Here is a 19,449-nt window from a genome sequence, read left to right on the forward strand (position 1 = left end):
TATTATCTTATAGTCCTTTTTTAGCCATGAATACAGCTAAGTCTACACAACGAGAAGAGTAACCCATTTCGTTATCATACCAAGAAACAACTTTTACAAGGTTGCCTTCCATTACGATTGTAGATAAAGAATCGAAAATAGAAGAGTGATTGTTTCCTACGATATCAGAAGAAACGATTGGATCTTCAGTGTACTCAAGGATTCCTTTTAATGGTCCTTGCGCAGCTTCTTTCATTGCATTGTTAACATCTTCAACAGTTACTTCTTTATCAAGTTCAGCAACTAAGTCAGTTAATGAACCATCTGGAGTTGGAACGCGTACTGCATTACCGTTTAATTTACCGTTAAGTTCCGGTAGTACCAGACCAACTGCTTTAGCAGCCCCAGTTGAAGTAGGGATGATGTTTTGAGCAGCTGCACGCGCACGACGATAGTCTTTATGCGGTAAATCAAGGATTTGCTGATCATTTGTATAAGAGTGGATTGTAGTCATTAATCCACGTTTAATGCCAAAGTTATCGTTTAATACTTTAGCAAATGGTGCTAAGCAGTTTGTTGTACAAGAAGCATTAGATACTACATTGTGCTGAGCTGGATCGTATTTATCATCATTAACACCCATAACGATTGTTAAATCTTCGCCATTAGCTGGTGCAGAGATAATTACTTTTTTAGCTCCTGCTTGAATGTGTTTTTCAGCATCTGCTTTTTTAGTGAAGATACCAGTAGATTCGATAACGATTTCTACACCAAGGTCTCCCCATCCAAGGTTAGCAGGATCACGTTCAGATAGTACTGTGATTTCTTTCCCGTCAACAACAAGGTTAGAACCATTTACACTGATTTCTTCTTCCAATTTTCCATGAACTGAGTCATATTTCAATAAGTGTGCAAGCATGTTAGCATCTGTTAAATCGTTGATTGCTACAATCTCCACTTCATCATTTTTTAAAGATTGACGAAATACGTTACGTCCAATTCTTCCAAAGCCATTAATACCAACTTTTACAGCCATATTAAATTCCTCCTAAGAATATCTTGAAATTTTTATTTATATAAAGAGGTTATCCTCTTAATATCTTTTCTGCAGCACCTTGATCGGTGATTAACATATTGCTCTTCCCCTGTTTAAAGTAAGAGTTAATTGCATTTCCCTTCGATGCCCCTCCAGCAACTGTAATAATATGCTTTGACTCCTCCATATCCTCCAGCTGCAATCCTACTGTTTTTACTTTATAAACAATATCGCCATCGACATTAAAGTAATAACCAAAGGCTTCTGAAACTGCATTTTCCGACTTTAATAAATCCAATACTTTCTGGGAAGACTTCCTTCGTTCCGCCATACGCAATGCATCTCCAATTCCATGTAAAACAATGTTAGAAGCTTTAATAACAGCTAATGCATCAATCACATGGGGTTCCTGAATAATCAGTTCGTATGTGGAATCACTAATCGGATCTGGTACATAAAGCATTCTATATTGACTATTTGATCTTCTGGCCATTTCTGAAACAATACGCGATGCCTGATTCTCAACCTTTTCACCAATACCGCCTCTTGCAGGGACAAATAATACATCTGTTCCTTCAGGCAATGGTTTCATTGCATCGGCTACTGCAGCGATAGTGCTTCCGCCTGTCACAGCAACTGTATTGTTTTTTTGTAAGACAGATTGCAGATAGGCAACACTTGCTTTCCCCATCTCCGCTTTTATTTGAGGATTATGATCACTATCACCAGGAACTACAATCACATTATCAACGGATAAAGTACGTTTTAACTGATCCTCCAGATTATCTAACCGGGACAAATCTCCAATTAAAGCGGCTAACTGATCCAGGACTACTTTTCCCTCATTGGTAATAAACATACCCTTCGAAGTAACCTCGACTAACCCTTGTCCATGAAGAAAATCAATCTCCCCGCGAACATGCCGCTCTGTTAAATTTGTACTTTCCGCTAATGCTCGTCTGCCAATTGGCTGATGCAAATGTACATGCTGTAATAACGTATACCTTTCCTGCATCAAACTAACCAATTCAGGTACGATTTTTCTCTGTAGGGCCATGATGGAATCCATTTTAACCATTCTCCTCTGTTCGGGATTAAAAGCGTCCCAGGTGGTAGTTCTACGTCCCGAATCAATTGTATTATAACATACATCCTATCAAAAGCAAAGAAAAAGTCTTAAAACAGCTGCTATTTTATACAAAAGTAAGAAGCATTTTATACCCCCTAATTTCTTCATTAAAATGCATACACTTTATCTATTCCCATTGCATGTGAAGTTAAACACAGAAACTTATTTAAAACTGTTTTTTTATGCAATATAGAAAGAGATTCTCCAAAAATCAACTTTTGGAGAATCTCTTTCTTATTCAGACAGCAGTCTGCTGATATTTTCTATATTTATTTCATTTCCGTATACTTCTTTTTCTTTGTATACTATCACAGGAATCATTAATTGATACTTTTCTAATAAAACCTCCGATTGATAAATATCTATTTCTTCTATTAGAATATTATTCGTATTCAGCATATCTAATAATGCTTTTGCTTCGTCACATAAAGGGCAATTATTCTTAGTATAGAATTGAATCATTTTCTCAGTCCGTTCTCCTTTTCCGCTTTGAGGAAGATTGAATACCCAATTCTTCTCTGTATTTCATCACTGTTCTTCTTGCTACATATACTTGATACAGCTCTTCCAGTTTCCTGCGAATTTTTTCGTCAGAGAGCGGCCGGGCCTGGTCTTCATCAGCTATAATCTCCTGTACATACTGCTTCACGACCACGCGGGCAACTCCTTCTCCTTTTCGGGCTTCACGCTGCAATAAATACTTTACCCGAAGAATACCGAAATCAGTTTGTAAATATTTATGACTGATGGTGCGGCTGATGGTCGAGACATGGAGATCCAAAATATCTGCAATTTCCTGGAGAGTCAAAGGTTTCAATGCTGTTATACCTTCTTCAAAAAAAGATAATTGTTTATTTACAATAATACGCAAAACCTGTTCTAAGGTTTTCCCGCGGTATTGAATGGCCTGATCCAGCATCTCTAACTCCTTTTTCTTTTCTTTTAAAAAATCTGCTCCATCTTTTGGCATATCAGCCAGTAATATATCCTCACGAATTTGAATTTGCGGGCTTGACCAGTGGAAGAAAGACAACCGCCATTCATCATCTTCCTTAAAAACCACCGCTTCTGGAATAATATACTCTACCTCTTCATCTTCTAATAATTTACCCGGATTCGGATGGCAAAGCTTCATATTAGTAATTAATCTATCTGCCTCATCTTCCGTGATAGCATATATTTCAGCTAAGCCTTGAATATCTTCCTCTGCAATCAGAACAAGATTATTTTCAAAAAGATCCTCTAAAAAGCAATAATCACTGTCCATTTCTTTCAGCTGCAAATGGATACACTCTTGTAAATTTCTTGCTCCTATTCCAGGCGGATCAAGCGATTGCAGATAAGAAAGTGCCTGCTGTATTTCTTCCATAGATAATTGGCACTGCTCTGCCCAATCCTCCAGTGTTATATCCAGGTACCCGTTCTCATTTAAAGAATCAATGCCAAATAAAACAGCTTCTTTTATTATTTCCTCTGAAATGGACAGCATGTACACATTTTCTTTTAATTGCTCGTACATATTTTTTTTCGAGGCATTCATATTTTCAAAGGCATTCGAATCACCGTGAAACTGCGAGAGCACCTGTTGATCAATTGGACGGATATCCTCAATCAAAGGATTTTCTTCAGCAATCTTCTGTACATAATCATATAATTCAATACCGGAAAGCTGCAGAATCTCAATGGATTGATGAAGTGATTGATTCATTTTCCAGGATAATGCCTGCTTTAACACTAAACTCTGCTGCATGCTTTGACCTCCGTGCGATTCTTAGGAAATATTGTATTTAGGAAATACCTCTAATACCAGACTTTTAATAAAATGATATTATACTTTTTTCACCTGATTTTCCATAACACCTATTCCTTCTATCTCTAATTTCACATGGTCCCCTCCCTGAAGCAGTCCGGAAGGCTCCATAGCTAAACCGACACCGTGTGGAGTTCCTGTTAAAATAATATCTCCCGGTTCAAGTGTCATAATTTCTGAAATAAAGTTTATTAAAAAGGGGATATCAAATATAAGGTGCTCTGTATTTGATGATTGACGTTCCTCCCCATTAACAAAGGAACGGACATTTAATGCGTGAGGATTGTCTATCTCGTCCTTCGTCACAACCCACGGACCTACAGGTGTAGTATGATCAAGTGTTTTTCCTTGCAGCCATTGTGGTGTCCTTTTTTGTAAATCACGCGCAGATGTATCATTTGCAAGTGTGTATCCGGCAATATAATCAAAAGCATCTTCTTTTTTAACCTTTGAAGCTGTTTTTCCAATAACCAGTGTTAATTCAACTTCATAATCTAATTTTTCAGTAATTGATGGATAATGAATATCATCCTCCGGGCCAATAATAGCATTATCAAATTTAGCAAATAGAACCGGGAAATCAGGAATATCCGATTTCATTTCATGAACATGCTCCTGATAATTCTTACCGACACAAATCACTTTTTTTGCTTTTCCAAGCGGCATTCCCAGATGAACATCCTGAAGTGAAATAGTTTCATGCTCTGCTTCTTCATTTAAAATTTTCTGCAGCTCTTCCACATGCTCTGCCGCACGTGCATAAAAATCAACCGGGTCAGCCGGAAGCTTTTCTTTACCAGCTTGCTTGGACAACGTTTCCACGTCTGCAATTGATTCCGAATCTGTTAAAACACCTGTACGATATTTTTCACCTTGTTCTTTCCGATAAGCTACTAATTTCATATGTATTCCTCCCTTTCCCTTATTATAGTAGAGTTACTGTAGGAAGGAAAATAAAATATGTCATAATTTATTCAATCAAACGACTCATTAGTCATGCTATACTAGGTGTTGATTATACTAAAAAAAGTTGAAGAAAGGAGCTATATAAATGAAGAAAAAAATATTCTTTATCCTGATTGCTCTTATAACTGTATTAGTTGCCTGCTCCAATAATGAAGCGGATACAGCAGAAAAGGATGATGATACGGATTCACAGGAATTATCTGTCCTGGAAGTAGATTTTGATGTTCCAGAGCATGTTGAAGTTGGGGAAACAATTGATTTAACAGCGCATGTCAGCTTTGAGGATGAGCCTGTTGAAGATGCACATGAGGTTTTATTTGAGGTATGGACACAAGGCCATGCTGATGACAGTGTTAAATTAGAGGGAGTCCATCAGGAGAACGGTACATATACTGCAAGCTTTACCTTTGAAGAGGAAGCTGTCTATGAAATGTATGCACATACAACAGCAAGAGAAATGCATATCATGCCTTTAGAAACGGTTATTGCCGGCGATGCAGAACCATCTGAAGAAGATGCCCATGACGAAATGGACCACGAGCATCATGAACATGGCGATGATGGAGATGAGCATGGTGAGCACCAAGGACATGACGATGATGAAGATGAGTAAAACAGTTTTATAAACAGACAGAGCTGACATGTATTCCTTTCTGATCTAAAATTCGTTATACTATGTACGTAGAAATGGAAGCTTAAATGAGGTGATATGCTTTGATTCAAGTGTATACCGATGGAGCCACAAACGTGAACACTGAAAAAAGCGGCGCCGGTATTTATATAAAGTCAGGAGAAAAGAAACTGGAATATGCAGTTCCTTTACCTTATATGCCAAATCATGAAGCTGAATTTCATGCCATTATAGAAGCATTAAAAATCTGCAAAGCAAATTTTCCTGGAGAAATCCTATCTTTCCGGACAGACTCTAAAGTAGCAGCAGAAGTAATTGATAAAGGCCGAACAAAGAACAAACAATTTCTTCCTTTACTTGAAGTTATCCAGTCTGAAGCAGCAGAATTTCCTTTTTTATTTATTAAATGGATACCTGAAAAAGAAAACAGCAAAGCAGATCAATTAGCAAGAGCAGCAATCTATCAGCAATAATGCTTATATATACACAGGGTACGGGAGGAAATAAAAATGAATAAAATACCGTTAAAAGAACAAAGTATTGTATTAATCGGTTTTATGGGGGTTGGAAAAACAACGATTGGTCAGGCGGTTGCTCAAAAGTTATATCGTGACTTTATCGATATTGATGAAGTAATTGAACGCAGATTCCAGATGCCTCCAAAAGATATTTTTGCTAAGTATGGGGAAGCTGTCTTTCGCCAGCATGAAAAAGAGATCATTTCTGAAATGTGCCATAAAAAATTAAAGGTAATTTCCTTAGGCGGCGGGGCATTTCTACAAAAAGAAATTCAGGATATCTGTCTTGCAACCACTACTATTTTCTTCCTCGACTTAACCTGGGACAAATGGAAGGACCGGATTGGGTTACTGATAGACAGCCGCCCTGTTTTGCAAGGAAAAAATATGGATGAAATTAAACAGCTTTTTGATGATCGGCAGCCAATTTATGAGCAGCATCATTCACGTGTATTAACAGATGACCAGGAAGTAGAAGAAGTAGCTGATTATATCGTAGATTCTTTAAAATTAGCCTGGGAGCTTTATGCTTGATTGGAAAATCAAGAAAAAGCATATCTATTTACAGGTAAGTAGTTAACCTTAGTAGATATGCTTTTTTTTGCTTTAATCAGACAACTGCATCTGTTTTCATGTTTAAGATATCCTTCACACTGTTTAATGTGTAATGAGGCTTATAAGGTGTCGTTTCCACCATGCATTTATCTGTTATACCTGTCAAAACCAAAATAGAATTCATACCATAATCATTTCCCATTTTCACATCTGTTTCCAATCTATCCCCTACCATAAAACATCTTTCTGACGGAAGTTTTAAAATATCTTCTACAATAAATTTAGCTGCTAATAAAGAAGGCTTGCCAAGTATAATTTCTATTTTTTCTCCGGTTGCTCCTTCCATTGCTCCAATCATTGCCCCGCAATCTGGTATCTGGCCTCCGCGCATTGGACAAGTGCGATCCGGATTAGTAGCTACCACGACTGCCCCATTCCTCCATGCCTGAAAAGCACGATTTAATTTATCATAACTGAATTTTCTATCCCAGCCCAGCACAACATATTTTACTTCTTCCGGTTTATCAGATACCTCAATACCCTGTTTTTTTATTTCATTAATTAGTGGCTGTTCTCCGATAACCATGACCTTTTCTGTTTGCTGTAATTGAGATTTTAAATATCTGGCTGTCAGTATATTAGAATTAATGACATTTTCATTTGTTACTTCAACTCCAAGTTTATTTAATTTGTTTACATAGGTCTCTGTTGTTTCAATCGACTTATTTGTCAGAAAAACAACTTCATCTCCTCTTTCACGTAAAGCCTTAATCGTCTCGCTTGCCCCTTCAATAATTTTCTCTTCTAAATAAATCGTACCGTCTAAATCAAAAATGTATCCCCGTTTCACCCTGTTGTCCTCCTTGTTGTTTTATAATTGCTTGGTGTATTTATTACCATCGCCAATCTGTAAAGTTTCAGGCAATAAGAACTTCAGGAACAAGCTCTTATTATCTTTTTATGAAGAGAGAGGGCTTTCACAACCTGTATATGTCTATTATTCTCTCTGACTCATAAACAACTATATAACTGAATATTCAGTAAAATAAAAATTGTATAATGCCTTTTCTTTATAAAAATTGACACTTGGCAAGCTATAAATAGCTTTTAAGAGTCTGCTATATTTTTTATCCGGGGTTTATTTCTAAAGATTAAAACCCCGGACAAAGCATTTAAAACTTAACTCTTTTTCTCACTTCTATTTGTAAGTTTTTCTGCAATCAGCTGGAATATAACTACTATGACAACAAGAACAATTGACATCGCTGCCGCGGAATAGTATTCTGCCCGCATTACATTTTGAAAGATTGCCAGACTCATTGGGGCCCAGCTTGCCGGCGCCATCAGAATTGATATACTTGTCTCTTTAATAACAGTTACAAAAACTAATATCGATCCTGCCGCGATACCAGGAAGCATCAATGGTCCAACAACTGTCAATAAAGCGGTGAAGGTAGAGGCACCTAGATTTATGGCTGCTTCCTCAATATCAGCTTTAATGGATTTCATCGTACTCATCGTAGACCGGACCATATATGGCAATCTTCGCATTGCATACGCGACAATTAAAATAAATGCTGTTCCTGTAAGCTGTAAAGGTGCTGTATTAAATGTCTGAATCAACGCAATACCAACAGCAATTCCTGGAACAATCAACGGTACTGTCGTTACAAAATCAAGCGCTGTTGATTTATGTCTTACAACAAAGTAAGCTACTGCCGCTGATACGACAACACTTATTACCAGAGCCCCCAGCGCCAGCACAATACTGTTTTGAATGTTCCCAAGGGAGGATGTGAAAATAGTCTGGTAATGAGATAACGTGTAACCGCTTGGCAGAAGATCCTTTCCCCAAGTAGTTGCAATCGACTGTAAAAATACAGTAAGTACGGATAATAGTGGAACGATAATAACGAAAGCTGAAAATACGAACAAAGGAACAGTCAGCATTTTATTATCGCTGAGTTTGACTTGTTTTGGTTTTCCAGATACAGAACCGTAATTCATATTTTTAGTGAAATAGTTTTGCAGCCAGTAAGCAAGTCCCGCAATAGCAATCATGACAACAGTCAAGATTGCGGCACCTCCCCAGTTAAAGAATCCGGAAATTTCTCTGTATGCTTCTACAACAATCAGGTTTAAATCACTTGGCGCCAGAATAATCGGTGTTCCAAAATCAGAAAAGCTGACCGCAAAGATAACCAGTGCTGTAGAAAGCATTCCTGGTATTACCAGAGGCATAGTTACCGTTGAAAAAGTAAGCCAGCTCTTTGCTCCCATATTTCTGGATGCTTCCTCAAGAGATATATCACTTACTTTAAATGCGGCAACCATTGGCCATAATGCATAAGGGAAAAAGAAAAATATTTGTACAATTGCTATACCTGTCATCGAATATGGATCAATAAAAAGCCCTTCTCCGCCCAAATACTGATAGATTTGTGTAACCCATCCGGATCTTCCGAACATAATGATAAAAGAATATCCAGAAATAAAAGTCGGTACAACTAATGGGATGGTGCATAATGCGCTGATTGTTTTCTTAAAAGGCATCTTCGTTCTTGCAATCCCATAAGCAATCGGAATACAAATTAACATAACCACGAGTGATACCGTTATTGCCAAATACAAACTATTCTTCAAGGAAGTAAAATAAGTTGTATTTTGAAAAATAGCAGTAAAGTTATCTAAAGTAGCATTTTTAAACTGATTGATGGTCGTTTGCAGCGTGTCCACGCTTATTAATGAACCAAATATATTGATAGGCTCATTCGTAAAACTCACCAGGAAGATAGATAGTAAAGGAATAATTAAGAATAATAGAAAGAAAGCATAGACAAGTATTTTTAATATCCCAAGACCGTTAAAATTATCTTTTAATTTCTTCATAACAGCAAAACCCTTTCAGGATCTACAATAACTTTGATTTCTGATCCTTTTGCAAAAATCTTATCTCCTGATTCAAATACAGTATCCACCAGCAGGTTATGCTCCCCAACTTTAATATCATACCTTACAGTCGACCCCAAATAGGTTGCTACTTCTACTGTACCTTCAAAATAATTGTCCCTCGTACTTTCGTTTTTATCCTTTACAATTAAATTCTCAGGTCTGATTACAAGCTGTACATCTTCAAGCTCTGTATCCATTGAAGACTGAATTTCATAATCACCGACTCTTACATAGGTCAGATTTTTTTCCTTTTTTATTACTTTTCCAGGAAGTATATTAGAAGTACCGACAAAATCTGCAATAAAAGGTGTTTTCGGATTACTATACAAATCTGTAGGTGTTCCAATTTGGAGAATTTCTCCGCCGCTCATTACAGCAACGCGATCCGCCATACTCATTGCTTCTTCCTGATCATGCGTTACAAAAATCGTTGTAATCTTCAATTCCTGTTGAATTCTTCTAATTGTATTTCTCATAGTATGTCTCAACTTTTGATCCAGGTTGGACAGAGGTTCATCCATCAATAGAACCTGAGGCTCCATCACAAGCGCCCTGGCTAATGCAACCCGCTGCTGCTGCCCGCCCGAGAGCTCACCTGTCAGCTTTTTAGCATGATCCTGCAGCTCAACATACTCTATAATACTATTTACTTTTTCCTCAATATCTTTTGGATATTTGACTATTTTACTATTGAGCATTCGGATATATACTCCGATTTTTTTAAACATATTACTATCTCTTAAACGCTTGATATTCAAGCTGTACGCAATATTATCAAAAACATTCATATGCGGAAACAGCGCATAACTTTGGAATACCATTCCGCAGTTTCTTTGATGGGGAGAAATTTTATTTACTATCTTTTCGCCAATTTTTATCTCTCCGCTTGTAGGTGTTTCAAATCCGGCAATACAACGCATGGTTGTTGTTTTCCCGCATCCAGAGGGGCCAAGAAGGGCAAAAAATTCGCCCTCTTGGATATCTAATTCAATATTCTTAAGCACGTCTGTTCCAGAAAAATTCTTTGTAAGCTGCTTTACAACAACAGAGCCCATAAAACCATCCCTTTACTGTATATTCGTATTCCATTCGCTTCTGATTCGGTCATAGTTCTCATTTACCCAATCAATGTCCAGGTCAATTGCATGCTCCTGCACAGTTTCTAAAGAAATCGGTGTTTGTGATTCAACATCCGGATTAATTGGTATATGATTCCATGAAGCTAAAATCTCCTGTGCTTCATCACTCAGCATAAAGTCCATAAATTGCTTGCCGCCATCCGGGTTAGGACCATCTTTAACCAATGTAACCGGGTTTACTAATACTGGCGTTTCTTCAGGGACAATAAAATCAACGTCTTCTCCGTTTTCTTTTAGCTCATATGCCATAAAATCAAAACCGATTGCTATTTCAGCTTCTCCCATAGCGACCCCTTTTGTCGGGCTGGAGCCTGAATCCGGAATAGAATTCGCGTAATCCGTCAGCTTTTGGAAATATTCCCAGCCTTCTTCTTCTCCATGCTGCATCATGTAGCTTAGTACCATCAATGTTGATGTACCAGAAGCGGCAGGGTTTGGAAATTGAATTTTGCCTTCCCATTTAGGATCTAATAAATCTTCCCATGTTTTTGGTGCTTCCTCTTCAGAAACCAATTCTGTATTGTAAGCAAAACCAAGTACAAAAATCTCTGTACCTACATAATAATCATCCTGGTGTTTCATTTTGATACCGTTTTCAGTAACTTCCCAATCCTCTGCTGCTTCCGGAATATATTGCGTAATAATATCCTTATCTACAGCTGTTTCAAAAGGCAGAATCCCTCCTCCGCCATACCAGACATCAGCCTGTGGATTACCTTGCTCGGCTATCATTTGATTCACAAGTACATTTGTTCCTGCATAATTAACGTTTACCGGGGTCCCATGTACTTCTTCAAATTTAGCAGCTAATTCATTCGTTAAATCAGGTGTTTCAGGGGAATAAAGTGTAATTGCTCCTCCGCTGCCGGAATCACCGTCTCCTCCAGTATCATCACCAGCACAAGCTGCAAGTAAACTAATTAAAACAATAAATAATCCCCCTATAACTAATTGCCCTTTTTTACCTCTCATACCTTTCTCCTCCTTTTTGTTTGAAATAACCCAAAAAAATAGGAGATGATAAGAAATTGGACACACCTCTCCTCCGAAAGGTAATTATCCAACTCTATCTTCTCCTATTTCTATATAGAGTTATTTAATTATTGACACAAGTATAGCAAACGCTTTCAATATTGTAAAGAAAAAATCACAATTTTGTGAACAAATATTTACAAAACTAGTCTAAGACCGCGAAAATCAGCAGTTTTATTCTCTTTTTCAACCAAAAGACTCTATGGTTTATCTATCTGCAGAGTCTTTTGGTTAGTTTATATCAAATATCAATATTCCACAATTTAGGATCACTTGAAGAAATAGCTAAAGCTCCTGCCTCTAATCCTTCCAGGATCTCCTTTTCTTTGCTGATCAATCCTCCAGCTATAATCGGGAGTTTCGTTGTCCTTGTTAATTCGTCTATGACGCTTGGCATAAGTCCAGGTAATATTTCAATAGCATCAGGCTGGTATTGATCTGCCATCTCAATTCCTTTTTTCATAGCATTTTTATCAATTAAAAAGATTCTTTGAACTGTCATTAACCCTTCTTCTTTTGCATATTTAATCAGGCTGTTTCTTGTAGTAATAATTCCTTTGGGCTGCCACACTTTTGCAATATACTTTAGTGCATTTTTTGAATTAGAAAGCCCCTCAATAAAATCTATATGTAAAAAAGTTTGCTTCCCAGCCTTTTTAAGTACATCTAGATAATCAGAAGTCGTAAGTAAATCTCCCGTTAATAAAAACACAACATTTGAATTTGAAGCAGCAGCCAATTCTAAATGTTCCGGTGATTTCACAGAAGCAATAACTTGTGACTCTACAATATTAACTATTTTTTCCATCAATATCCTCCTTGAAATATTTTCCAATAATAGAATCTTAATTAATCTATCTAAAAGATAGTTTTTAAAGCTCTTATGTCTTGACAGCTTTTGGGTAGTGAAAGTTTATATAACAGAGTGTGCAAAAGATAACATTTCATGGAGAAACAACTGTAAAGTGATACTTCAGCCTTGAGGAACGATTCTTTCCGCAGATAGAATTAGGTTATATCCTGCAAAAAGCTCGCTTGTAGGGGATTATAAAAAGGAAAACTTCTCATCCCGTCAAAGATGCCTAAGACTAGTGAAATGTGGGATAACATATACAAAATAACTTAACTTAAAATTTTTTATTATTTTCGAAATTCTACCTTGAGTTTATTTTACCATAAACTATACCCTGTAGGAATGACTAAACAGTTAATTTCACAGTATTTACGAGATATTTCGGATTTATGATAAACATAATTTTATCATTTCATAAAAAAATAATTTCCGGTAAAATGTTTTATAAATAAATCATATTTATAAGAACTATTTAAAACATTTCACATAGAAATAGAAAATAGCAAAAAAAAAAAAGACCGGTGTAAAACTCCGGTCTTTTTTTACTTTTTACACTTCGATTATTGTTTGCGTTCAAAGATATCATCAATTAAGCCGTATTCTTTGGACTGTTCTGCAGTCATAAAGTTATCACGCTCTGTATCATGTTCAATAACTTCTAATGGCTGTCCGGTGTTTTCAGACATGATACGGTTCATGCGTTTTTTAATTTCAATAATTCTTCTTGCATGAATCTCAATATCTGTTGCCTGACCTTGCGTACCACCTAATGGCTGGTGAATCATGATCTCACTGTTCGGCAAAGCAAAACGTTTACCCTTTTCACCAGCGTTAAGCAGGAATGCTCCCATAGAAGCTGCCATACCAATGCAGATTGTAGATACATCTGATTTAATAAAATTCATTGTATCAAAAATTGCCATTCCGGCTGTAATAGATCCGCCAGGAGAATTAATGTATAAAGAGATATCTTTTCCTGGATCTTCTGCTTCTAAGAATAATAGCTGTGCTACAATAGAGTTGGCGACATTGTCATCAATACCGCTGCCAAGTAAAATAATCCGGTCCTTCAATAAACGGGAATAAATATCGTATGCGCGTTCACCACGGTTTGTTTGTTCAATAACTGTAGGTACTAAATTCATTATAAATCCTCCTTGAATAGCCAGTTAACATGGCTGATGATTTAATTACTATAGTTAATATGATAGCTCATTGGTCAATAAAGGTCAAACAAAAAGATTCTCCAAATTTCTACTTTAACCAGTTTTCCCGATTTTATGTTTGTTAAACCTAAGAAATTTTATCAAATAAAGAAAAAGGACTTGTCTCAGAAGGAATTCGTATGTATAATTAAGGTTGTGTTTTTAATAAAACAATATGCGCCCATAGCTCAGCTGGATAGAGCACTGGTTTCCGGTACCAGGTTTGCCGGGGGTTCGAATCCCTCTGGGCGCGCTACTAGAAAAATGAAATGCATGATAACTCCCTCTTAAGTTTGAGTAAAGATTACCCGCCCTTAAGAGGGAGTTTTTAAATAGGCATAGATTTGCTATTTATTATAAACTTAACATTAGCTCAATCATACTTTCTCGCGAACAAGGCTTGTTAAATATTCCATTGCCTCTTCTTCGTCTTCACCTTCGATAATAAGCTTAATTTCTTCCCCTTTTGTCAAAGCTAAGCTCATCAGTCCCATAATGCTTTTCGCATTCACTTTTTTATCATCATTCTCTAAAAATATGTGTGAATCAAATCGATTGGCCTCTTGTACAAAATAGGCAGCTGGTCTTGCCTGCAATCCTGAATCTAATTCAATCTTCACCGTTTTCTCAATCAACAAATCCACTCTCCTGTCTTAAGTAAACGCCTCCATTTTTTGCAATGCAGAGAAAGCTCTGCATTTATTTTTTGGCGATGTTCCATGATATTTATTGCATTATATCATATTCTCCGGATGCTAGCATTAATTACCAAGCTGCAGCTCTCCACGTTTAATTTTTTCTGCGAATTCATCAATCTTCTTCAATCGATGATTCACGCCTGATTTAGAAATTGTCCCGCTGGAAACGAGTTCTCCCAATTCCTTTAATGAAACTTCTTCATACTGAACCCGCAGCTTAGCCATCTCTTGCAATTTCTCAGGTAATTGTTCCAGTCCGACTGTTCGTTCAATCAATTTAATATTTTCAATTTGACGGAATGCTGCACCAATGGTTTTATTTAAGTTCGCTGTTTCACAATTTACTAACCTGTTCACAGAGTTCCGCATATCACGGACAATACGGACATCTTCAAATTTCAATAATGCTTGATGTGCTCCGATAATACTTAAAAAAGCAGTAATCCTTTCTGCTTCCTTCATATATACGATATGTCCGTTTTTACGTTCCAATGTTCTTGCATGCAAGTCGTATCCATTCAATAATGTTTTTAACGCTTCTGCATGTTCTTCATAATAATTGAAAATCTCTAAATGATAAGAAGATGTTTCCGGATTATTCATCGAACCGCCAGCCAGAAACGCTCCACGTAAATATGATTTGCGGCAGCACTCTTTATCTAAGTATTTCTCTGAAATAGTCCGGATAATTTGATATTGATTTTCGATTAAATCCAAATCCTTTAATAAAGACTGGACACCGTTTTTCATACGGACAATATACACATTATTTTTTTTCAGCTTCATTTTTTTACGGACAAGCAGTTCTACCGGTAATGTATAATTTTGCTTAATTAATGTGTAAATACGCCTTGCAATTGCTGCATTCTCCGTCTGCACATCCAGTGCATAACCTTGCTTTGATATAGAAATAACGCCATTCATTCGAACTAATGCAGCTAACTCAGCAAACTGGCAGCAGGAATCCGATTGAATCGCGGTTAGTTCTTTTTTAATATCTGATGCGAAGGACATAGTATCACACTCCTTCCCTTTTCAACACGCACATAAAGCAAAACTTCATTCCATGATAAAATTATAAAAATTTATAAAGCATCTCAGCAATTTTATCATTATTATGGCGAAGTGTTCCATCTTTATGCTTTACAACAATATTTCCTGCAACTACCTGAACATTCATGGCTTTTAAGCGGTCAATATCCGCTTCTACCGGAAATGCTCTCTCTTCTTTATAAATTTCCTGTGTTTCTGCATCTATTGGCTGGTTATGAACAATAACATAATCAACACAAGCATCACCAACATGGTCGTGAATAGCCTGAACATGATCTGCCGCGGAATAACCTGTTGTTTCTCCATATTGCGTCATGATATTACAAACATAGACTTTCTTTGCTTTCGCGTTGTGTAATGCTTCCTTCACTTCTGGAACAATTAGATTCGGCATGATGGAAGTATACAGGCTCCCTGGAGATATAACAATCAGATCTGCTTTTTCAATGGATTCAACAGCATTGGGTAATGGATGCAGCGGCTGCGGCTCTAAAAAAATACGTTTAATCCGTTTTCCCGACAGAGGGATATTTGATTCACCATGAATAATTTCTCCGTCTTCCATAATTGCATGCAAAGACATATTATCATTTGAAATCGGATATATCTTTCCTTTTACATTTAGAACCCGGGAAATTTCTTTTATCCCCTGATTAAAATTACCGGTCATCGATGTCATAGCAGCTAATAATAAATTCCCTAATGAATGACCAGTCAATCCATTCCCTTGTTGAAACCGATGCTGAAAGAGCTCTAAAAGCATAGGTTCTGCATCAGATAAAGCAGCAATAACGTTTCGAATATCTCCCGGTGCAGGTATTTCCATTTCTGAACGGATTCTTCCTGTACTTCCTCCATCATCCGCTACAGTCACAACTGCGGTAAGCTCCACCGGTAAATCCTTCAATCCACGCAGTAAAACCGGCATTCCTGTTCCTCCGCCAATAGCCGTTATTTTGGGAACATTGCTCATGATGATTTAGCCTTTCTCTTCTCAATATCCCGATGACTGACATGTGTAATATAATCATCATTGAATTGTTTGGAGAAATACTCAGCTAAAGCTACAGAACGATGCTGTCCGCCAGTGCAGCCAATGGCAATGACTAATTGTGATTTGCCTTCTTTTTTATATTGCGGAAACATAAAACGGAATAAATCATTTAATTTATCTGTAAACAGCTGTGTATCTGTCCATTTAAATACATACGAAGAGACTTCCTGATTTAATCCTGTTAAAGGCTGAAGCGCAGACACATAATGTGGATTCGGCAAAAAGCGTACATCAAAAACTAAATCCGCATCAATTGGAATTCCATATTTAAATCCAAAAGATACGAAATGAACCGAAAACACTTCCTGCTTTTCTTCCTTATATAATTGAAGAATCTTTTCGCGTAAATCTCTTGGCTTAAGATTTGATGTATCAATAATTCTTTGAGAACGTCCGCGCAATTCATCAATAATGATTCTCTCCTGATGAATCCCGTTTAAAGGAAGCCCGCCAACAGCTAACGGATGAGAGCGTCTTGTCTCTTTATATCTCGTAACCAAAGTTTCATCAGCTGCATCTAAAAATAGAATATGGCTTTGAATCCACGGTGTATGGCTAATTGCATCCAGTGCTTTGTATAAGGAATCAAAAAATTCTCTCCCCCGTAAATCCATGACAAGGGCCACTTTCTGAATTGTATTAGAAGCATCCTTCATTAATTCTAAAAATTTTGGAAGAAGTGCAGGAGGTAAATTATCTACACAATAATACCCTAAGTCCTCAAAGCTTTGTACCGCAACTGTTTTTCCGGCTCCTGACATTCCAGTAATAATAACGAGCTTTGTTTCTTTTTCTTGATTCACTGAACTCTCCCCTTTCAAACCTCTTCCGACGCCACTTATATTTCTGGCGGGCAGTCGAATCCCCAACCCTGGTTTCCGGGCCCTAAGATCTTAACCGGCCAGTTCTTGCGCTATACTTATTGTATCTTACTTCATTATATTAGAAAACCTGACATTCGCCAAGAATTCGGTTAAATACGGCTTGTATTTATACAAACTGAGAAAAACCAAGAAAATCACTTGCTCTTTAAAACAATGGTGTTCTTGCCAGGGAGATGTCCGCTCCAGGAAGTCGCTTTTCACGGGCAACGTCTCAGCCTCCTCGGAAGAAGACCACTTCCTGCGGGGTCTTCACCTGTTGCTTTTCCCGTAGGAGTCGACAACATCCGCTCCTATCTTTGAATAAATATGTTTCATTTGCTTTCTTACAAAGAAATGAAGCTAATTCTAGCGACGCTTTTTGATGGGACGAGTAATCGCAGTCCCAAAACGGAAGGAAATTTGGTTAAGTTAGTGACGCCCTGTCTCAGGCACCGAACTGACATACGTCCTGTATGCCCCACAGGAAAAAAGTGCTCTTCTTTTTTTCACCCAAGGACATAAGTGCGGCTTTAGCTCTGTCTGCGCCTATCGGCTTGCCAATCACTAAGTCTTCTTTATCGAGGAGATGAGCTCGGGGCCTACGGAAAGCGTAGTGTATTTCTGAGGTTGCGGTTACTCATCCTATGAAACCCGTTGGAGCGGCTATTCTTCAATATTCTTATATACTTTCTTATTCTAAAAAAAAGCTGCCTTTATTTTAATCCAAAAAAATGGACAGGTGAGTCACCTGTCCCAAAACTAATCTATCTATTAAAAGGGGGTCAATTAGTTAACCCTATCTTAACCTTTCATTGTTTCATGCGTGTTACAACAAGGTTAAGAACCAGTTACCGGAGATTAATTTTTTTATACAAATTATACCTTAAGATTGATAACCCCTATAGATTCGACAATTTCCAATAACTTTAGAATTACTTATCACCTAAAATACGACAATTATCTTGATTAATCTTCTAATGTCTCTACATATTTAATGGCTGTTTCAGCTGCGATACTTCCATCACCAGTAGCGGTAACAATTTGTCTAAGATCTTTTGCACGGATATCTCCAGCTGCAAAAATTCCTGGAATTTTTGTTTCCATGTTTTCAGATGTAGGAATATATCCTTCTTCATCTGTAATTCCTAACTCTGTAAATGGATCGTTTAAAGGCAGCATACCGATATAAACAAATACACCGTTTGTCTCAAAATCATACACTTCATTCGTTTTATTATTTTTTAATGTGATACTGCTGACTTTTCCGTCTGTACCATTAATTTTTTCAGGCACTGTATCCCAAATAAATTCAATTTTATTATTATCAAAAGCACGATCCTGAAGAATACGCTGTGCGCGCAATTCATCACGGCGGTGAACAATGGTTACTTTACTTGCAAATCTTGTTAAATATACGCCTTCTTCCACAGCAGAGTCCCCGCCGCCGACAACAACAAGTTCTTTTTCTTTAAAGAAAGCACCATCACACACCGCACAATAAGATACACCGCGTCCGCCAAGCTCTTCTTCTCCCGGGATGCCAAGCTTTTTATATTGCGCTCCTGTTGCAATAATTAAAGCCTTGGTATGATACTCTTTCTTTCCTGCATGAATAGTTTTATAATTGCCATGATCTTCAATGGATTTAATATCACCGTATGCATATTCCGCACCAAATTTTTTAGCATGATCGAACATTTTATTCGATAAATCCGGCCCTAAAATATGATCAAATCCAGGATAGTTTTCCACATCTTCTGTATTTGCCATTTGACCGCCCGGAATTCCACGTTCCAGCATCAATGTATCTAAATTTGCCCGGGAAGCATACACTGCAGCAGTCATACCTGCTGGTCCAGCTCCGGCAATAATCACATCATATATTTTTTCTTCGGACATTCAATACCGCCCCTTTATCTTTATAATATTCTTATTCCAACGTATAGTGTAATGAAATTAAGATATAACGTCTATCT

At 37.3% G+C, this 19,449-nt stretch carries 19 protein-coding genes and 1 tRNA gene; 4 read left to right on the plus strand and 16 right to left on the minus strand.

Translation table 11 applies throughout. From position 1 onward, the window contains the following. Positions 1–7 precede the first annotated feature (7 nt). The 5 genes from gap to MKY30_RS00160 form a co-directional block, all read right to left on the minus strand. Positions 8–1,015, minus strand: coding sequence for a type I glyceraldehyde-3-phosphate dehydrogenase (gene gap / locus MKY30_RS00140; RefSeq protein WP_147210269.1), 1,008 nt, complete (start codon positions 1,013–1,015; stop codon positions 8–10). A 49-nt stretch (positions 1,016–1,064) separates the two neighbouring features. Beyond that, positions 1,065–2,084: a sugar-binding transcriptional regulator gene (locus MKY30_RS00145; RefSeq protein ID WP_341082481.1), complete on the minus strand. Its 1,020-nt coding sequence runs from the start codon at positions 2,082–2,084 to the stop codon at positions 1,065–1,067. Between the two features lie 294 nt (positions 2,085–2,378). Continuing rightward, positions 2,379–2,606 carry a glutaredoxin family protein gene (locus tag MKY30_RS00150; protein ID WP_147210267.1) on the minus strand — a complete coding sequence of 76 codons (228 nt, stop codon included), beginning with the start codon at positions 2,604–2,606 and terminating at the stop codon, positions 2,379–2,381. Positions 2,607–2,610: 4 nt separating this feature from the next. Then, positions 2,611–3,894, minus strand: coding sequence for an RNA polymerase factor sigma-54 (gene rpoN, locus MKY30_RS00155; protein WP_147210266.1), 1,284 nt, complete (start codon positions 3,892–3,894; stop codon positions 2,611–2,613). Positions 3,895–3,972: 78 nt separating this feature from the next. Next, the gene (locus tag MKY30_RS00160; protein WP_147210265.1) at positions 3,973–4,857 is read right to left on the minus strand and encodes a fumarylacetoacetate hydrolase family protein; all 885 of its coding nucleotides are present in this window, start codon (positions 4,855–4,857) and stop codon (positions 3,973–3,975) included. A 148-nt stretch (positions 4,858–5,005) separates the two neighbouring features. Between MKY30_RS00160 and MKY30_RS00165 the strand changes: the two genes are divergently transcribed. The 3 genes from MKY30_RS00165 to MKY30_RS00175 all read left to right on the plus strand — a co-directional run bounded on the left by MKY30_RS00165 (position 5,006) and on the right by MKY30_RS00175 (position 6,603). Beyond that, entirely contained in the window at positions 5,006–5,533 is a 528-nt protein-coding gene (locus tag MKY30_RS00165; protein WP_156984881.1) for a FixH family protein, read from the plus strand. Positions 5,534–5,643: 110 nt separating this feature from the next. Further along, positions 5,644–6,024, plus strand: a complete 381-nt coding sequence (locus MKY30_RS00170) for a ribonuclease HI family protein (RefSeq protein ID WP_307725843.1) — start codon at positions 5,644–5,646, stop codon at positions 6,022–6,024. A 36-nt stretch (positions 6,025–6,060) separates the two neighbouring features. Then, positions 6,061–6,603, plus strand: a complete 543-nt coding sequence (locus MKY30_RS00175) for a shikimate kinase (protein ID WP_147210262.1) — start codon at positions 6,061–6,063, stop codon at positions 6,601–6,603. Between the two features lie 76 nt (positions 6,604–6,679). On the opposite strand, the gene MKY30_RS00180 is transcribed toward MKY30_RS00175, so the two are convergent. The 6 genes from MKY30_RS00180 to clpP all read right to left on the minus strand — a co-directional run bounded on the left by MKY30_RS00180 (position 6,680) and on the right by clpP (position 13,745). Beyond that, on the minus strand, positions 6,680–7,474 hold the full coding sequence (locus MKY30_RS00180) for an HAD-IIA family hydrolase (protein ID WP_147210261.1): 795 nt from the start codon (positions 7,472–7,474) through the stop codon (positions 6,680–6,682). 329 nt (positions 7,475–7,803) lie between these two features. After that, positions 7,804–9,513, minus strand: a complete 1,710-nt coding sequence (locus MKY30_RS00185; protein WP_147210260.1) for an ABC transporter permease — start codon at positions 9,511–9,513, stop codon at positions 7,804–7,806. Next, positions 9,510–10,631: an ABC transporter ATP-binding protein gene (locus tag MKY30_RS00190; RefSeq protein WP_147210259.1), complete on the minus strand. Its 1,122-nt coding sequence runs from the start codon at positions 10,629–10,631 to the stop codon at positions 9,510–9,512. Before MKY30_RS00190 ends, MKY30_RS00185 begins: the two co-directional genes overlap by 4 nt. Positions 10,632–10,643: 12 nt before the next feature. Further along, complete coding sequence (locus MKY30_RS00195; RefSeq protein ID WP_147210258.1) at positions 10,644–11,687, minus strand: ABC transporter substrate-binding protein; 1,044 nt, start codon at positions 11,685–11,687, stop codon at positions 10,644–10,646. 301 nt (positions 11,688–11,988) lie between these two features. Continuing rightward, positions 11,989–12,555, minus strand: a complete 567-nt coding sequence (locus MKY30_RS00200; RefSeq protein ID WP_147210257.1) for a glycerol-3-phosphate responsive antiterminator — start codon at positions 12,553–12,555, stop codon at positions 11,989–11,991. Positions 12,556–13,160: 605 nt separating this feature from the next. Further along, entirely contained in the window at positions 13,161–13,745 is a 585-nt protein-coding gene (clpP, locus tag MKY30_RS00205; protein WP_077601969.1) for an ATP-dependent Clp endopeptidase proteolytic subunit ClpP, read from the minus strand. Between the two features lie 237 nt (positions 13,746–13,982). Here clpP and MKY30_RS00210 point away from each other — a divergent pair. After that, positions 13,983–14,058, plus strand: a tRNA-Arg gene (locus MKY30_RS00210). Between the two features lie 124 nt (positions 14,059–14,182). Here MKY30_RS00210 and MKY30_RS00215 read toward each other — a convergent pair. The 5 genes from MKY30_RS00215 to trxB all read right to left on the minus strand — a co-directional run bounded on the left by MKY30_RS00215 (position 14,183) and on the right by trxB (position 19,372). Continuing rightward, the gene (locus MKY30_RS00215) at positions 14,183–14,440 is read right to left on the minus strand and encodes an HPr family phosphocarrier protein (protein ID WP_147210204.1); all 258 of its coding nucleotides are present in this window, start codon (positions 14,438–14,440) and stop codon (positions 14,183–14,185) included. A 126-nt stretch (positions 14,441–14,566) separates the two neighbouring features. Beyond that, the gene (gene whiA, locus MKY30_RS00220) at positions 14,567–15,517 is read right to left on the minus strand and encodes a DNA-binding protein WhiA (protein WP_147210203.1); all 951 of its coding nucleotides are present in this window, start codon (positions 15,515–15,517) and stop codon (positions 14,567–14,569) included. Between the two features lie 61 nt (positions 15,518–15,578). Further along, positions 15,579–16,529 (minus strand): gluconeogenesis factor YvcK family protein, encoded by a 951-nt coding sequence (locus tag MKY30_RS00225; RefSeq protein ID WP_339282666.1) that lies wholly within the window; start codon positions 16,527–16,529, stop codon positions 15,579–15,581. Continuing rightward, positions 16,526–17,413, minus strand: a complete 888-nt coding sequence (rapZ, locus tag MKY30_RS00230) for an RNase adapter RapZ (protein ID WP_147210201.1) — start codon at positions 17,411–17,413, stop codon at positions 16,526–16,528. Before rapZ ends, MKY30_RS00225 begins: the two co-directional genes overlap by 4 nt. Positions 17,414–18,439: 1,026 nt before the next feature. Then, positions 18,440–19,372 carry a thioredoxin-disulfide reductase gene (gene trxB / locus MKY30_RS00235; protein WP_339282668.1) on the minus strand — a complete coding sequence of 311 codons (933 nt, stop codon included), beginning with the start codon at positions 19,370–19,372 and terminating at the stop codon, positions 18,440–18,442. Between the last annotated feature and the right edge of the window lie 77 nt (positions 19,373–19,449).

The sequence above is a fragment of the Oceanobacillus sp. FSL W8-0428 genome (assembly GCF_038004405.1).
In the GTDB taxonomy this organism is placed as follows: Bacteria; Bacillota; Bacilli; order Bacillales; family Amphibacillaceae; genus Oceanobacillus; species Oceanobacillus sojae.

Bases quoted from the DNA above. Each gene is read 5' to 3' on its own strand.
- MKY30_RS00185 (WP_147210260.1), bottom strand. From the start codon at position 9,513: ATGAAGAAATTAAAAGATAATTTTAACGGTCTTGGGATATTAAAAATA.
- MKY30_RS00190 (WP_147210259.1), bottom strand. From the start codon at position 10,631: ATGGGCTCTGTTGTTGTAAAGCAGCTTACAAAGAATTTTTCTGGAACA.
- MKY30_RS00175 (WP_147210262.1), top strand. From the start codon at position 6,061: ATGAATAAAATACCGTTAAAAGAACAAAGTATTGTATTAATCGGTTTT.
- trxB (WP_339282668.1), bottom strand. From the start codon at position 19,372: ATGTCCGAAGAAAAAATATATGATGTGATTATTGCCGGAGCTGGACCA.
- MKY30_RS00195 (WP_147210258.1), bottom strand. From the start codon at position 11,687: ATGAGAGGTAAAAAAGGGCAATTAGTTATAGGGGGATTATTTATTGTT.
- rpoN (WP_147210266.1), bottom strand. From the start codon at position 3,894: ATGCAGCAGAGTTTAGTGTTAAAGCAGGCATTATCCTGGAAAATGAAT.
- gap (WP_147210269.1), bottom strand. From the start codon at position 1,015: ATGGCTGTAAAAGTTGGTATTAATGGCTTTGGAAGAATTGGACGTAAC.
- MKY30_RS00145 (WP_341082481.1), bottom strand. From the start codon at position 2,084: ATGGATTCCATCATGGCCCTACAGAGAAAAATCGTACCTGAATTGGTT.
- MKY30_RS00150 (WP_147210267.1), bottom strand. From the start codon at position 2,606: ATGATTCAATTCTATACTAAGAATAATTGCCCTTTATGTGACGAAGCA.
- whiA (WP_147210203.1), bottom strand. From the start codon at position 15,517: ATGTCCTTCGCATCAGATATTAAAAAAGAACTAACCGCGATTCAATCG.
- MKY30_RS00165 (WP_156984881.1), top strand. From the start codon at position 5,006: ATGAAGAAAAAAATATTCTTTATCCTGATTGCTCTTATAACTGTATTA.
- MKY30_RS00200 (WP_147210257.1), bottom strand. From the start codon at position 12,555: ATGGAAAAAATAGTTAATATTGTAGAGTCACAAGTTATTGCTTCTGTG.
- clpP (WP_077601969.1), bottom strand. From the start codon at position 13,745: ATGAATTTAGTACCTACAGTTATTGAACAAACAAACCGTGGTGAACGC.
- MKY30_RS00160 (WP_147210265.1), bottom strand. From the start codon at position 4,857: ATGAAATTAGTAGCTTATCGGAAAGAACAAGGTGAAAAATATCGTACA.
- MKY30_RS00225 (WP_339282666.1), bottom strand. From the start codon at position 16,529: ATGAGCAATGTTCCCAAAATAACGGCTATTGGCGGAGGAACAGGAATG.